15 protein-coding genes are annotated in these 14691 nt (G+C 64.2%); 8 read left to right on the top strand and 7 right to left on the bottom strand.

Annotation, left to right across the window (positions count from 1 at the left end):
- Positions 1-29: 29 nt before the first annotated feature.
- The 3 genes from O1Y97_RS07120 to O1Y97_RS07110 all read right to left on the bottom strand — a co-directional run bounded on the left by O1Y97_RS07120 (position 30) and on the right by O1Y97_RS07110 (position 4906).
- Positions 30-1067 (bottom strand): PstS family phosphate ABC transporter substrate-binding protein, encoded by a 1038-nt coding sequence (locus O1Y97_RS07120; protein ID WP_318763579.1) that lies wholly within the window; start codon positions 1065-1067, stop codon positions 30-32.
- A 416-nt stretch (positions 1068-1483) separates the two neighbouring features.
- Complete coding sequence (locus tag O1Y97_RS07115) at positions 1484-4423, bottom strand: response regulator (protein ID WP_318763578.1); 2940 nt, start codon at positions 4421-4423, stop codon at positions 1484-1486.
- Between the two features lie 126 nt (positions 4424-4549).
- Positions 4550-4906, bottom strand: coding sequence for a putative quinol monooxygenase (locus O1Y97_RS07110; RefSeq protein ID WP_108606663.1), 357 nt, complete (start codon positions 4904-4906; stop codon positions 4550-4552).
- Between the two features lie 797 nt (positions 4907-5703).
- On the opposite strand from O1Y97_RS07110, the gene O1Y97_RS07105 reads away from it, so the two are divergent.
- Entirely contained in the window at positions 5704-5931 is a 228-nt protein-coding gene (locus O1Y97_RS07105; protein WP_055974224.1) for a hypothetical protein, read from the top strand.
- Between the two features lie 228 nt (positions 5932-6159).
- Positions 6160-6723 carry a hypothetical protein gene (locus O1Y97_RS07100; protein WP_318763577.1) on the top strand — a complete coding sequence of 188 codons (564 nt, stop codon included), beginning with the start codon at positions 6160-6162 and terminating at the stop codon, positions 6721-6723.
- Between the two features lie 43 nt (positions 6724-6766).
- Here the strand turns inward: O1Y97_RS07100 and O1Y97_RS07095 are convergent, their stop codons facing one another.
- From O1Y97_RS07095 to O1Y97_RS07085, 3 genes are all read right to left on the bottom strand, one after another.
- Positions 6767-6898, bottom strand: a complete 132-nt coding sequence (locus O1Y97_RS07095; protein WP_256371664.1) for a hypothetical protein — start codon at positions 6896-6898, stop codon at positions 6767-6769.
- Positions 6899-7004: 106 nt separating this feature from the next.
- Positions 7005-7355, bottom strand: coding sequence for a hypothetical protein (locus O1Y97_RS07090; protein WP_108606660.1), 351 nt, complete (start codon positions 7353-7355; stop codon positions 7005-7007).
- Positions 7356-7549: 194 nt separating this feature from the next.
- A complete protein-coding gene (locus O1Y97_RS07085) occupies positions 7550-8383 on the bottom strand; it encodes an outer membrane protein (protein WP_318763576.1) in 834 nt (277 codons plus the stop codon).
- A gap of 37 nt (positions 8384-8420) precedes the next feature.
- Between O1Y97_RS07085 and O1Y97_RS07080 the strand changes: the two genes are divergently transcribed.
- Positions 8421-8822: an iron chaperone gene (locus O1Y97_RS07080; RefSeq protein WP_318763575.1), complete on the top strand. Its 402-nt coding sequence runs from the start codon at positions 8421-8423 to the stop codon at positions 8820-8822.
- A 33-nt stretch (positions 8823-8855) separates the two neighbouring features.
- On the opposite strand, the gene O1Y97_RS07075 is transcribed toward O1Y97_RS07080, so the two are convergent.
- Entirely contained in the window at positions 8856-9158 is a 303-nt protein-coding gene (locus O1Y97_RS07075; RefSeq protein ID WP_108606657.1) for a hypothetical protein, read from the bottom strand.
- A 203-nt stretch (positions 9159-9361) separates the two neighbouring features.
- Between O1Y97_RS07075 and O1Y97_RS07070 the strand changes: the two genes are divergently transcribed.
- Genes O1Y97_RS07070 through O1Y97_RS07050 form a run of 5 tightly spaced genes read left to right on the top strand, consistent with a single transcriptional unit; the run spans position 9362 to position 14683 of the window.
- A complete protein-coding gene (locus O1Y97_RS07070) occupies positions 9362-9604 on the top strand; it encodes a hypothetical protein (protein ID WP_318763574.1) in 243 nt (80 codons plus the stop codon).
- A gap of 4 nt (positions 9605-9608) precedes the next feature.
- Positions 9609-12062, top strand: a complete 2454-nt coding sequence (ligD, locus tag O1Y97_RS07065; protein WP_318763573.1) for a DNA ligase D — start codon at positions 9609-9611, stop codon at positions 12060-12062.
- 30 nt (positions 12063-12092) lie between these two features.
- Entirely contained in the window at positions 12093-12965 is an 873-nt protein-coding gene (gene ku, locus O1Y97_RS07060) for a non-homologous end joining protein Ku (RefSeq protein ID WP_318763572.1), read from the top strand.
- A gap of 20 nt (positions 12966-12985) precedes the next feature.
- Positions 12986-14044, top strand: a complete 1059-nt coding sequence (locus O1Y97_RS07055; protein ID WP_318764162.1) for a tetratricopeptide repeat protein — start codon at positions 12986-12988, stop codon at positions 14042-14044.
- Entirely contained in the window at positions 14045-14683 is a 639-nt protein-coding gene (locus tag O1Y97_RS07050; protein ID WP_318763571.1) for an alpha/beta hydrolase family protein, read from the top strand. It abuts the gene before it with no gap.
- Positions 14684-14691: the final 8 nt, after the last annotated feature.

The following is a 14691-nucleotide window of genomic DNA, read 5'->3' as shown; positions in this document are numbered from 1 at the left end:
CTTTCCGCCGCCCCGTGGCAGTTCGAAGATTACATGGTCTTGCCGGCGGTGAACGCCTCGCGCTGGGCAGCGCGTTCTGCGTCCGGAGCGGCAACCAGGCCGTAGTCGGCGAGCGGGCTTTCCGGGCCGACCATCTGGTCGTCGAGGAAGAACTCGACATATTCCTTCAGGCCCGGAATGACGCCGAGATGCGCCTTCTTGACGTAGAAGAACAGCGGACGCGAAACCGGATACTCGCCCGAGGCGATGGTCTCGACCGAAGGCGTGATGCCGCCGACGGTGGCGACCTTCAGCTTGTCGGCGTTGTTTTCGTAGAAGGCCAGGCCGAACACGCCGACGCCGGTCTTGTTCGAGTCGATGCGAGCCAGCGTCTCGGAGTAGTCGCCGTCGATGTCGACAGCCTTGCCGTCCTTGCGCACTGCCTTGCACGAAGCGTCAGCGGCCTTGTCGTCGAGGCCGGCCGCCTTGGCAGCTTCAACGCCGCCGAGTGCCTTGCAGCCGGCGATCAGCAGCTTCTCTTCGAAGACTTCGCGGGTGCCGTGCTTTTCGCCCGGGATGTAGGCAGCGATGTCCCAGTCGGGCAGGTTCGGGTTGACCTGGTTCCACTTGGTGTTGGGGTTTTCGACCAGCTTGCCGTCGACGACGATCTTGGCGGCCAGCGCCTTGTAGATGTCTTCCGAGGTCAGCGCCCAGTCCGGGCCGTTGACGTCGGTCGCAAAGACGATGCCGTCATAGCCGATCTTGACTTCCTGGATGTCCTTGACGCCGGCGTCGATGCAGGACTGGACTTCGTCCTTCTTGATCGCGCGCGACGAGTTGGCGATGTCGATGGTGTTCTCGCCGACGCCCTTGCAGAATTCCTTGATGCCGGCGCCCGAACCGCCGGACTCGACCACCGGGGTCTTGAAGTTCGAGAAGGTTTCGCCGAACTGTTCGGCAACGATCTTGGCATAGGGCAGAACGGTCGAGGAACCGGCAACCTGAACCTGGTCGCGGGCCGAGGCGTAGCCTGCCGAGGCGACAATCGCGAAGGCAGCCGCCGACGCAGTGAGAAGAGCTTTTTTCATTGGGGCCTGCTCCTGTAGAGTATCTCGTATGACGCCTTTCTTCGGCGCCCGGTGAGCCAATAGCCCCCCTCTATTACAGTTGCATGACAGTTTCGTGTCACCCCTGTAACGGTTGCAGTGCTTGGCGGTGAAGGGGTCGTTTCCTCGGTCCTTTGCCGGCGCGAGGCAAACAACAGACCGGAGCCGAAAGCAAGCCGTCTACCCAACGGCAGGCCGGGCTTTACGGTTGCGGGCTGTCACATTTCCACAGTCTTCGGCGCTCTGGCCCGGTGCGCGCGGAAGATTAACGTCAGGCCGGGCCGAAAATGATGGGTTCCGGGATCGCTCTTGGGCGACGAACGGAGCGGACGTTCAACTACGTGGGTACCGGAAGCGCGGTATCAGATATCTGCGGCCGGCATCACCTGAATCAGGCCCTAGATCGCGCCGCAGCGCTCATCGTCCTGCCACGACCAGCGTTCGATCTTTTCGAGCAGCGCACGCGGGCTGATCGGCTTGGGCAGATAGTCGTCCATGCCGGCTTCCAGGCAGCGTTCCTTGTCGCCTTTCAGCGCATGTGCGGTCACGCCGATGATCGGCACGCGTGTGCCCGTGCCGCGTTCGAGCTTGCGGATTTCGCCCGTCGCCTCCAGCCCGTTCATCTCGGGCATCGACACGTCCATCAGGATCATCCGCGGACGGCGCTCGCCGAAGGCCGCCACTGCGCGGCGGCCGTTGCCGACGATCTCGAACGACAGTTCCGTCTCTGCCAGGATCTGGCTGAACACCATCTGGTTCACTTCGTTGTCCTCGGCGACGAGAATGTCGAGGCCGCCCTCGCCAGCCGGCCGCTGTCCGCCGCGCAGGCGCGTCACACTGGCCGCCTGGCCGCCCGCGTCCTTGGCCGGCATCTGCCCATCGGCCACCTGCACCGGCGTGAGGTTCGGCGCCCGGCGGCGCTGGATGCTGCCGACCAGTGCCTCGAGCAGCGCCGACGATCGCGCCGGCTTGATCAGCTGGGCATCGATGGCGAGGTCCCGGTGGGCGGGGCCCGACAGCGACTGGTCGACCGAGGTCAGCATGACGATCGGCGTGTCGCTGAGGCCAGGTGTATGGCGCACGATCCGCGCCATCTCCGCCCCGGTCATGCCTGGCATCTGGTAGTCGAGCACGATGCAGTCGACCTTGACGCCCATCGCCTGCGCTGCGGTCAGCACGCGCAAGCCCTCGTCACCGCTGCGCGCAGCACAGGAATCGAAGCCCCACGACACCATCTGCTCGGTCAGGATCGTCCGGTTGACGGCATTGTCGTCGACGATCAGCACGCGCGCGCCGGTCACGTCGATCAGCGCCGCCGGTCGGCTTTCCAGCCGCCCGGCATTGGGCAGCGTCAGCGTGAACCAAAAGGTCGAACCCGCACCTTCGGCGCTGTCGACGCCGATCTCGCCGCCCATCATGTCGACGAGCCGCGAGGTGATGGCGAGGCCGAGGCCGGTGCCTTCATGCCGGCGCGTCGAGGACGCATCGACCTGGCTGAACTTCTCGAACACCAGCTTGAGCTTGGCCTCGGGAATGCCGATGCCAGTGTCGGTCACCGCGACATGCAGCTTCGTCGCATCGCCCTCGCTGCGGCCGGTGACATCAACCAGCACATGGCCCGAATCGGTGAACTTGACGGCGTTGCCGAGCAGGTTGGTGATGATCTGCCTGATGCGCCCGACATCGCCGACATAGAGATGCCGCAGGTCGGGCTGCAGCCGCACGATCAGTTCGAGGTCCTTCTCCTTGGCCCGCGTCGACATCAGCGTCGCGACGTCCTCGATCGCCTCGGCCAGGTTGAACGGGATCGGATCGAGCACCAGCTGCCCGGCGTCGATCTTCGAGAAGTCGAGGATGTCATTGATGATCGTCAGCAGCGCATTGCCCGACTTGACGATGATGTCGGTGAACGTCTTCTGCTTCGGATCGAGATCCGATTTAGCCAGAAGCTCCGCCATGCCGAGCACTCCGTTCATCGGCGTGCGAATCTCGTGGCTCATGTTGGCGAGGAATTCCGACTTGGCGCGGTCGGCCAGCACGGCCCGGCGCTGCGCTTCTTCGAGTTCGGCTTCGCGCTGCTTGAGTTCGGTGATGTTGGTGGTCGAGCCGATCAGGTAGAGCGAGCCGTCGGACGCCACCATCGCGCTCTTGCGGGCGAACTGGTGGCGCGTCGAACCATCGGCCTCCGTCGCCGTCTCCTCGACCTCCACCGTTGCGCCGCTGCGCATGACCTCGCGGTCGGCCTCCATGAAAGGCTCGCCTTCCGGGCCGAAGATCTCGGCGTCGGTCTTGCCGATCGCCTCTTGCTTGGAGAAGCCGGTCAACTCGCACCAGCCCTGGTTGACATACATCAGCCTGAGGTCGTCGTGCTTGGCGTAGATCGACACCGGCACATTGTCGATCAGGCTGCGGAAAACCTCGTTCTCGCGCATGCTTTCCTGCAGCGCCCGCTCGCGCTGCTTAAGCTCGGTGATGTCGACGCGCACGCCGATGAATGTGCCGTCGGCGAGGCGCTGGTCGAAGACCTGATACCAGCGCCCGTCGGGATTGCGCCGCTCGCGCTCGGCATGGCTGGTGTGGTAGCGGCCGATCATGCCTTCGATCCAGGCTTCCGGATCGGCATCGTAAAGGGCGTCGAGCGCGGGCTCGCCGGTATCGCGGTAGTAGCCGGCGCGCTGCGCCAGCACCAGGCTGTCGCGCAGCGTGCTGCCCTCGGCCATGGCTTCGCCAATTGCCGGCAACGCGCTCTTGAGCTTGCGGTTGGCGAGCACGAACCGGTCGTCGCGGTCGTAGATGACGACGCCCGCCGGCAGCGATTCCAGCACCTCGGCAAGCCGGTGGCGTGCCTCGACGGCCTCGACCTCGCGCCGTTTCATCTCGGTGACGTCGTAGTAGGAGACCAGCCGCTTGCCGCCCGAAAGTGCCGTCACCGAATAGATGATGGTGCGGCCGTCGGCGCGGCGGAATTCACGTGGCGCGACGTCGCCGGCCAGGATCTCGTCCCCGCGGGAAGCGACATAGCCTTCCCACTTGTCGTCGGCGATGGCGTAGACGCCGTTGTGGCGGTTGACGTCCATCAGCGCCCGGAACCGGCAGCCGGCCGCCACCTGTTCGGCGGTAACGTTCCAGATGTCGTAGAATGCCTTGTTGATAAACAGCACGCCGAGCGCGGCGTCGACCAGCACCACGCCCATGTTCATCGAATCGATGGTGCGCTCGAGATCCGCATAAGGCAGGTCCTCGACCGGCCGCACATTGCCGATTTCTATCGCCCGCGCCGTGCCATTGACCGGCTCGCTGGCCGGATCGCTGGCGTCCGACCCAAGATTTTTCCGCATCCCGTCAGTCCTGCATGCAAGGGCGATGCTGCTCCCCCGCAGCTCGCCGCAATTAACCTTGCAGCAGAAGCATTAACGACTGACTAACCTTAATGCGCACTATCCGGCGCGTATCGCGGGCCGGGCCTAGTCGTCATTGGCGGCGTTGAGTTCTTCCGGCCGCATGCCGCCATTGGGATCGGTCAGCCCGAGCGATGCGGCAAGGATCAGCCGGCGCGACTTGAGCAGGGGCGATAGTGCCGCCTGCACGTCGGACATGCGCGGGTTGCGCTCGTGCGTCGCGACCGCCGATTCGTCGGCATAGAGCTCGTTGACCATCACCATGTTGGGGATCGGCGTGCCGTCGCGCTCGACCGGCTTGATCACCTCGAAGCGCAGGCATCCCGGCTCTTCCTGCAATGTGGCGCGCGCGTGTTCGGAGATCAGGTCGAGGAACTGTTCCTCGGCGCCGTCCATGGTCTCGAACTCGACGATGATGGTCATTTCTGCCAAGGGTTCATGCCTTCTTCTCGATGCTCAACTTCTGCCGCTGGAACGGTGCCATCAGGCTAACGCATCGGCCCGCAAAGCGGAATCGATTTCGGCGACCAGCATGCCGTGCCGCAAAGACCCCGCCGACTCGCGATGACGCATCGAGTACGGGTCGTGCCGGAAAAACGGGGAGTTTCAGGGCTTGCGACGCACCGGCGGGCAGAAGGGTTGTGCAGCCCGCCGGGCGTTGCCGAAGACGCGCACTCGATACACTGCGCACGAGGAAAGTGCGGGCGCGATGGTGAACGATTTGTGAATGCCGCCGTTCAACGACGATGACAGACTGTAACGAAACCGGTCCCGCGCGGAACCATTCCCGCGCGTCAGAGTTCAGGTCAGGCACACCGAGTGTGGTCTTTTCCTTTCAGCCACGCTCCGAAAGGGCCCGTCGCTCCCTCTGCGGCGGGCTCCTTTCGTGTCGAAAACCGCCTCGGGCCTGCAATTTCGGTGCAACCCAGGGTGACTCGACAGGATGCAGGTTGTGGCGCAGAGTTCCTGCCCCTGAATGGAAATGCGGTAGCATGCAACCTTGCCTCAAGGAGGCATATCGATGCACTCGCCTGCGGCAGACACCTCCACAATGCGCACCGAAGCCGGTCACGGCCCCCGCACGATATACGTGGGCGTCGGAGATAGATCGCGCGACTGGTGCATTGTCCGCGATCGGCTTGACTGACCGCGACAGGAAGCAGGCAACAAACCAGCAGCAAGCATAAGTCAAAAGAACAAGCGCCATATGGGAGAAGACTATGGAGCACGTACTTTTCACCCAGCCTAACTCCCCCATTTATCCCAAGGATCTCGCACTTCTTCAGCAGGTGTTCGACCAGATTTGCGTCGAGCGCGGCGAGGACCCGAGCTCCATCTGGGCAAGCGAAATAGCGAGGACACTTCTCAAGCTTTATAGAAGCGGCGTGCGCGACGAGGATCTGCTGCTGGCGAGCATACCGCGGTTTAGGACAAGAAACGCCGCCTGACCCCAGGCGCGTCAACGCTGGGCATCTAGTCCCGAAAGCGGCCACCGCTTTCGGGAAAGGTGGGTGTCATCCCGGCACGGCTCTCCGACATCATCCGTCCTGCGATCCGGCGTTTCGGCATCCGGAGCGTTCCAACAGGCGCGTTCTTCCCGACGCATTTTGTGATCGGGCACGGCGTCGATCGGCCCATTGATCCTGCGCGGTTCCGCGCAGACAATGCGACTCGGCATGTCCATGAAGCCAGGACGCATGACGCAACGTCTCGCCACGCTCGTCGCCACGCTCGTCGTCGCCCTCGCCGCATCGCCGGCGGCTCGGGCAGAGGCCATGCGTGGCCGAAGCCTGCTTGGCGATCCGCATCAGCACGGTTTGGCCGCACTTTACGCGCGATGGCCTGCGATAGCCGCCGACTACGCCACCGCGATGATGCGTTACCGCGGTGCGGCCGCCCATGAGGACTTGCCCCCCAGCGTCTATCCCTTCGTCCTGTTCACACGCCCACCGCTTGGCGGGCCATGGACATGGACCGCCCCGAACGGCTCGCATGCCCGCCGCCTGCGTGACGGTGCATTGCGCATCAGCCTCACCGACCGGCTCGGCAACTGGTTTGTCGAGATCCTCTGCACGGATGCCGGCTGGCCGGTCTATTCCTGCAGCGATGGTGTCGAGCGCGTCGCCGAGGCGCCCGAGCCTCGCCTGCTCGTCATCGACGGCGTCGAGTTTTCCCGCCTCCTGCCGGCACCGGACGGTCCGCCGGCACAGGGCAGTCCCCCGGGAGAGGAGAGCCCCTAGCGGATCGGACCTGCCGCCGGGGCGGCAGGTCCGGCAGTCAGTTTCAGTGCGTGTAGAAATAGCCCCCCACCAGCACGACGGCGACAAGCAGGCCCAGCACGATCCAGCCGCGCAGGGCTTCCTTGCTTCCGGCGGCGTCAGTGGCGTTGGCAGACGGTGTCTTGTTCTCGTTCATTGGAATTTCCCTCTTCGGGTGAAGTTTGCATGCAGCGACGCGGACACCGGGCCGGTCGACTGACCGGGAGCGTCTGCAAGTCACTGCGAAGAATTGGCTAAGGTCGTCAGGCGCCGGGCGGCGGCGCCCGGGCCGAAAACGCTGCAAACTTCTCTGCCGGCCCGGCGGCGTCGTGGTGCCACGCCGAAACCAGCCGCTGGTGTTCCGGTTCCCGAAGCCAGGTATTCGCCTCGAACAGCGCCTTGCCGGCACCGCCCGAGGTCTTGCCCGACTGTTTTGGGTCGGAACTGCGCAGGGCGCTCTGGCCGCGGTCGTAGCTCGACAGCGACAGCACCACGTTGCCGTCACGGATGACGGCCTGCTTGCCCGACCAATCGACGGTCGCAACAGGCGACGCGCCGAAGCTCGAGGGCAACAGCAGCAGCGCCCATGTCAGCACGAGCACCATCAGGCGCATCAGAACGGAGGTCTCCCCGTGATGCGTTTCCGAAGGGTGTCGATGGTCGAACGGCGTTTGGATGGCGTGTGCCCCGTGGCGCGCCCTTTTCGCATTTCAGGCCGTCCGGTTCAACCTTTGAGCGCTATCTTGCCGCCTCACGGGCAAAAACCCCGGAACGATGGCCGGGGTTTGTCATCGATGCGATGTCGCGCTCAGAATTTGTAGGCGACGCCCAGACGGAAGTCATGGCTGCGGATATCGGCGTCATGGATATCGCCGTTGTAGTAATCGAAGTCATTCGTTCCGTAGTCGGAATATATGTACTCCGCACGCACGATGAGCTTTTCGGTCGCGGCCCACTCCACGCCGCCGCCAACGGCATATCCGGTCAGCGTTTCAGTCGCGAAATCTTCCGAATTGCCCTGCCCACCATGGTCGCCGCGGAAGCTGCCGATTGCCACGCCGCCGGTAACGTAGGGAAGCAAAGTGCCCAGGGCGTAACCGGCGCGCACACGCGCGGATCCGGCGAGCCTAGCCTCGTAAGGAATGTACATGGCGGAGTCTTCGACCTCCGCGCCGGAAAATTTCAGGTCCGCCTCAACGCCGAGCACGACGTTGCCGAACTGGTGATTGTAGCCGGCATATATCGCCCCGGATGCGCCGCCGTCCGAGAAACGTCTAACGTCATCTCCGCCCTCAACCGACAACTTGTTGAGACCTACAGCTGCGCCGACATAAAGGCCCGACCAATTATAGGTCGACGCCCCCGGCTGGTAGACGACCTCGTCGGCTGCCAGCGCGCCGCCGCAAACCGCCAACAGGCAGGTAGATGCGAGAAGAATTCTGATCATCGATATAACCCCAGGATTGCCCAAATCAGTGCATCCGCATCTATCCTTAAGGTTGTATATTTGAAATAGGAAACTCGTTATGCGCGCATGATCCCTGGTGTCGCGTGACGTTTCCGCCACACATCTCAAAGCACTAAATTGGGCGGTGGCAGCTGTCACTCCGGCGATGTATTTGCCATGATTGTCGCTTCGCAAGTCCGCGCTCCGATGACCGGACGCACCGGAGGCAACGATGGCCAAGACCGATTTCAAGTCCGTGGAAGAATACATCGCGGCGCAGCCGCAGACCGTCCAACCTACCCTCGAACATGTGCGCAAGATCATCCGCGATGCCTTGCCCGGGGCCGAAGAAGTCATTTCCTACCAGATTCCCGCCTACAAGCTGCACGGCGGCCGGGTGATCTACTTCTCCGGCTGGAAGGAGCACTTTTCGCTCTATCCGGTCACCGAAAACCTCGTCGCAACACTCGGAGACGAGGTCGCGCCCTATGTCGCCGGCAAGGGCACGCTGCGCTTTTCGCTGGCTGAACCGGTACCGGCGAAGCTGATCGAGCGGATCACCAGGCTCCGCGCCGAGGAGGAGGCCGACGCCATGAAGGCGAAAGCAGCGGCCAGGGCGAAGCGGCGCGGCTGATCGCCATCTGGAGCGTACCGCGGGTCCGGCGGGTCAGGGAACGTCGTCGCTCGCCACCGGGCCGCCCTCGCCTTCCAGCGTCGACAGCCGCTTCGTCACCGACTTGCTGAACTTGAGCCGGACACCGGCGCCATTCGCGCCTTCTTCGGCAATGAAGGCCGCGCCGAGGCTCTCCAGCGCCGCCTGCAGCGCCAGCACGGTGTCGTCGGCAGGCGTGGAGATCTTGCGTTCGAACGCCTCGATGACCAGCTCGTCCACCTTCGATGCCTGCGCCAGTCTCGATCGGCTGATCTCCACGATCGCACGCGCTGCCTTGCAGATCGGTCCGGTAATCATGTCCTGCGTCTCCTGGTCAAATCCGGCAAATCCATTGTCGTCCAGCTATTTAGGCAAATGGCGGCGCTTACCGGAAGGGGGTGCGTCGTTGTTGCCGGCCTGCGCTCCGATTTAACGCATTTGGCAGCAGAAAACGCGGCCACGTTGATCGCCGCCGCGGTTTGGAGGATAGTCACGCAAGCGTTGCATGGAGCCTCAGGCCAATGCGTACACCGGTTGCCAACCAGATCAGCAAGCGCAAGGCCGTGGCCGATGTGCTGAACCGGCAGAAGGTTTTCGTCAGTTCCAGGCGTTTCCGCGGCGACGGGCAACCCATCTCCCGCGTGCTCGTTTCCGGCCGCTATTACGATGTCAGCGACCACTTGCTCGACATGCTGCGGCATGGCGCGACGCCGGGCGAGCTAGAACTGGAGCCCGCGTCCGACGACGCGGCCGGCCTGCGATAGGCGCATGGCAGCGGAAAAGCTTCGCACCTACCGGCAGAAGCGCGATTTCTCCAGGACGCGGGAACCACCTGGCGCGTTGGCAGGCCACGATGGCAACCGCTTCGTCGTCCATAAGCACCATGCAACGGCCGATCACTACGACCTGCGCCTCGAACTGGGCGGTGTGCTGAAAAGCTGGGCCGTGCCGCGCGGCCCCTCGCTCAACCCCGCCGACAAGCGGCTTGCCGTCGAGACCGAGGACCACCCGATCGAATATATCGACTTCGAGGGCCTGATCCCCGAGGGGGAATATGGCGGCGGGCCGATGATCGTCTGGGACACCGGCGTCTGGGCGCCGATGGAGGATGCCGAAAAGGCGCTTGCCAAGGGCGCCTTCAAGTTCCGCCTGTCGGGCGAAAAGCTGAAGGGCGGCTGGATGCTGGCGCGGCTGAAGCCGAAGCCCGACGAGAACAAGCACAACTGGCTGCTGTTCAAGGAGCATGACCCCGCCGCCGACGAGAAACTCGATATCCTCCAGGCACGCCCCGAAAGCGTGAAGACCGGCCGGCTCATCGAGGAACTGGCCGGTCCGCCGAAAAAGCCGCCATCGAAGCCCGCCGACCTCAAGCCCGGCAAGCTTGCGGGTGCGGTGCGGGCACCGATGCCGGCGCGGATCGAACCGCAGCTGGCCACAGCGGCGCCCAAGCCGCCGTCGGGCGAGGGTTGGCTTCACGAGATCAAGTTCGACGGCTATCGCACCATGGTGCATCTCGAAGGCGGCACGGCAAAGCTGATCACCCGCAGCGGCATCGATTGGACGAAGCGCTACGGCAAGCTCGCGGCGGCCTTTCGCGACCTGCCGTGCAGCGAAGCCGTCATCGATGGCGAGATCGTGGTGCTCGACGACAAGGGCATCAGCCGGTTTGCGGCCTTGCAGGACGCGCTGGCCAGCGGGCATGACGAGCTCCTGGTTTTCTACGCCTTCGACCTTCTCCATCTCAATGGCTGGAACCTGACGGGCACGGAACTCAGCAAGCGCAAGGGCATGCTGGAAACGCTGCTTGCCGGCCATGTCGACGGCCGCTCGGCGCTGCAGCTCAGCGGACATGTCGAGGGCGACGGCCAGGCGCTGTATGACCAGGCGACCGAAATGGGGCTCGAGGGTGTGGTGTCCAAGCGGGCCTCGGCACATTACACCTCCGGACGCTCGCACAGCTGGTCCAAGACCAAGGCACTGGACAAGGACGACTTCGTCATCGCCGGCTACACGACATCGCAGGCAGCCGAAGGGCTTGCGGCCCTCGCTCTCGGCGAATGGGTCGACGGCGAGCTGCAATATCGCGGCAAGGTCGGAACCGGCTTCGACGCTGAGACGTTGCAGTCATTGCTGCACCGGCTGGAAGCCCTGCGGGAAGGTGCGGACAAGCTCGATGGTGCGCCGAAGGAGGTCATCCCAGTGCGTCCGGTATTGAACGCCCATATCCACTATGCCAACCGCACCACCGACAACGCGCTGCGGCACGCCGTGTTCAAGGGCCTGCGCGAGGCGGAGCTCACCGCGAGTGCCGCCGCGCCGCGCAAGCGGCTGATCTCGGATGCCGATCTCGCCGGCATTTCGATCACCAATCCGACGCGGCGGGTGCTCGGAAAGGCCGGGCCGACCAAGCTCGACGTCGCGGTTTATTACGCCGCCATCGGCGATTTCATGCTGCCCCACATCCTGGGGCGGCCGGTATCGCTGTTCCGCTGTCCGAGCAGCCGGCCGCAGGACTGCTTCTTCCAGCGTCACGCCTTTTCAGGCATGCCACCGACGATCGCTTCGTTCGACACCAAGAATTCCGAGGGCGAGACCAAGAGCTACATATCGGTCGAGGACGCCAAGGGCTATCTCGCGCTGGCGCAGTTCGGCGTCGTCGAGTTCCACGCCTGGGGCGCCCTGCGCAAGCATCTCGACAAGCCCGACCGTGTCGTCTTCGACCTCGATCCTGGCGAAGGCATCGGCTGGCGCGAGGTCGTGGAGGCCGCCGTTCACGTGCGCAGCGAGCTGGAAAAGCTCGGTCTCGTGCCTTTCGTCAAGACATCCGGCGGGCGCGGCATCCATGTCGTGGTGCCGACCACCGGTAAACTCGGCTGGAAGCCATTCCATCAGGCAAGCAGCGAAATCTCGTCGCTGATTGCAGCCACCGCCCCAGAGACTTTCACCACCGTCATGGGCAAGGACAACCGCAAGAAGCGCATTTTCATCGACTTCCACCGTAATGCGCGCAGTGCAACGGCGGCCGCGCCCTATTCTCTTCGGGCACGCACTGGCATGCCTGCTTCGACACCTCTTGGCTGGAACGATCTCGAGTCCATCGACGCTCCGGAAGATTTGAACTATTCTTCGCTTCCCGGCCTCGTGGCCAGGTCAGGCGATCCCTGGGCGGACATCGGCGACCACGCCCGCGACCTGACGACTGCAATCAGTGCCAAACGTTAGTCTGTTTATGGTTTCGCGTAGGAGACAAGCATGGCCCCCAGGGCAAGTTGGAAGGGATATCTGAAGCTCAGCCTCGTCAGCTGCCCGGTGCGGCTGTACCCGGCAACGAGTTCCAGCGAGCGCATCAGCTTCAATCAGTTGCACAAGGACACCCACAACCGGATCAACATGAAGCCGGTCGATCCGGAGCTCGGCCTCGTCGAACGTACCGACCTGGTCAAGGGCTACGAATACGAAGACAAGAGATACGTCATCATCGACGAAGCCGACCTCGACAGCGTCAGGATCGAATCCAACCACACGATGAACATCGAGGCCTTTGTCGACGAGCATTCCGTCGACGTCATCTACCAGGACGCGCCCTACTATCTTGCCCCCGACGGAGCCATGGCGGAGGAAACATTCGCCGTGCTGCGCGAGGCGCTGCACAAGTCCGGCAAGCTGGCGATCGCGCGGCTGGTGCTGTCGAGCCGCGAACGCGTGGTCACCATCGGCGCGCGCGACAAGGGTATGTTCGTCTGCACGCTGCGCAACCCGAGCGAGGTGCGCAGCACCGCCGAATATTTCAGCAACATCCCCGCCGGCAAGCCCGACCCCGAGATGCTCGAACTCGCCGAGGCGCTGATCAAGCAGAAGCTGACGACCTTCGATCCGAAGAACTACGAAGACCGCTACGAGATCGCCTTGATGAACATGATCAAGGAGAAGCTGAAGGGTCACAAGCCGATCATCGCCGCCGCACCCGAGCGCGGCAATGTCATCAACCTGATGGATGCGCTGAAGGCGAGCCTCGGCCAGGCCAAGCCGCCGGCAAAGAGCAAGACCAAGGCCGAACCGGCCGAGAAGCCGGCGGCCAAGCTGACCGCGATCGCGGGAGGCAAGCAGGCCAAGGGCAAGAAGTGAACGAAGGCCGTATCTACGGAATGATCGGTGCGCTTGCAGCCTTCCCGCGCCGCCTCGCCGTCCGCGAGGTGGCGCGGCAGGGCGGCGAGCTCCAGCATGGCGTGACCCGGCGCACCACCCATGTCGTCTTCGGGCGCACGCTCCTGCACAAATCGGACGAGGCGAGGCTGGAGACCCGCTTCGACGCTGCCGCGGCTTCGGGCCGTCCCGTCCTCAGCGAAAACGGCTTCCTGCGGGCGCTAGGCCTGCTGGACCAGGTCGAGGGTGCCGGCATGACGCGGCAATCCCTGCTCGACCAGGCCAAGCTTGCGCCGCGCGAACTGGACCTTCTGTCGCTCTTCGACGCCTTCGAGAGCGACGCCGAACCCTATGCCTTTCGCGACCTGATCCTGGCCAGGAAATATGCCGCGCTGCTCGCCGGCGGTTCGACCTGGAGCGCCATCGCCCGCTCGGTTCGCCGCTCCGGCGCAGTGGCGCAGCTGAGCGCGCTCTCGCTCCAGGCCGACGGCAAGGACACGATCTATGCCCGCCTCGGCGCCGATCTGGCCGAACTCGACGGGCAACGCCTGCTGCCGCTCGGCCGCACCGGCGACGCCGAGCTGGAGGATCTGTTCGCGCTGGCCGAAGACGCGGAAGAAGACGGGCGCTACGACGAGGCCGCCGCCCTCTATCGGCGCTGCCTTGCCGCCGACCCTGGCGACAGCGTCGCCGCCTTCAACCGCGCCAACTGCCTGCGCGCGGCCGGCATGGGCAGTGAGGCGATTCAGGGCTACATGCGGGCGATCAAGCTCGACCCCAAATTCGTCGAGGCCTGGTTCAACCTTGCCGGCCTGTTCGCCAGTGAAGGCAAGTCCCACACCGCACGCCGCCATCTCGAAAAGGCGATCGCGCTCGATCCGGCCTATGCCGATGCCATGTTCAACCTCGCCAATCTTGCCTACGAGGCCGGCGATCTCGCCGAGGCGCGGCGCTGGTGGGAAGCCTATCTCAGGCTCGATGCGACCTCGGAATGGGCAAGGACCGCGGCCAAGGGCATCCAGTATGCCGACCTGCGACTGAAGGAACGGACGGCAAGCTAGATGGAATCGAGTTTCCTGTTCGACGGCCCGGAAAACGCAGCCGTCACCATCCTGCTCGCCCATGGCGCCGGCGCGCCCATGGATTCGGCCTCGATGACGGCAACGGCCGCAGCACTTGCCGCAGCCGGCCTGCGCGTCGTCCGCTTCGAGTTCGGCTACATGGCGGCGCGCCGGACGGGCAGTCGCAAGCCGCCGCCGCGCGCGGAAACGCTCAATCCGGAATTCAGGGCCGCCATCGATGAACTCGGTGCAAAGGGGAAGCTTATCATCGGCGGCAAATCGATGGGCGGGCGCGTCGCCAGCATGATCGCCGACGAGATGCTCGATGCCGGCAAGATCGCCGGGCTGCTCTGCCTCGGCTATCCCTTTCACCCACCGGCCAAGCCGACGCAGCTCCGCACCAAACACCTCGCCGGCCTCCGGACGCCGACGCTGATCGTCCAGGGCACGCGCGACGAGTTCGGCACCCGCGACGAGGTCGCGAACTATGATCTGTCCGACCGCATTGGACTGCTGTGGCTCGAGGATGGCGACCACGACCTCAAGCCGCGCAAAAGCATCTCCGGCTTTTCGGCCGCCGACCACCTGAAGACGACAGGCGAAACCGTCGCGGCCTGGGCGGCCCGGCTCGGCGCCTAGAACCCACG

The sequence above is a fragment of the Aminobacter niigataensis genome, from assembly GCF_946995915.1.
GTDB classification, from domain to species: domain Bacteria; phylum Pseudomonadota; class Alphaproteobacteria; order Rhizobiales; family Rhizobiaceae; genus Aminobacter; species Aminobacter niigataensis.
Note: the sequence above shows the minus strand (reverse complement) of the source record. Positions and strands in the feature narration are given on the sequence as shown.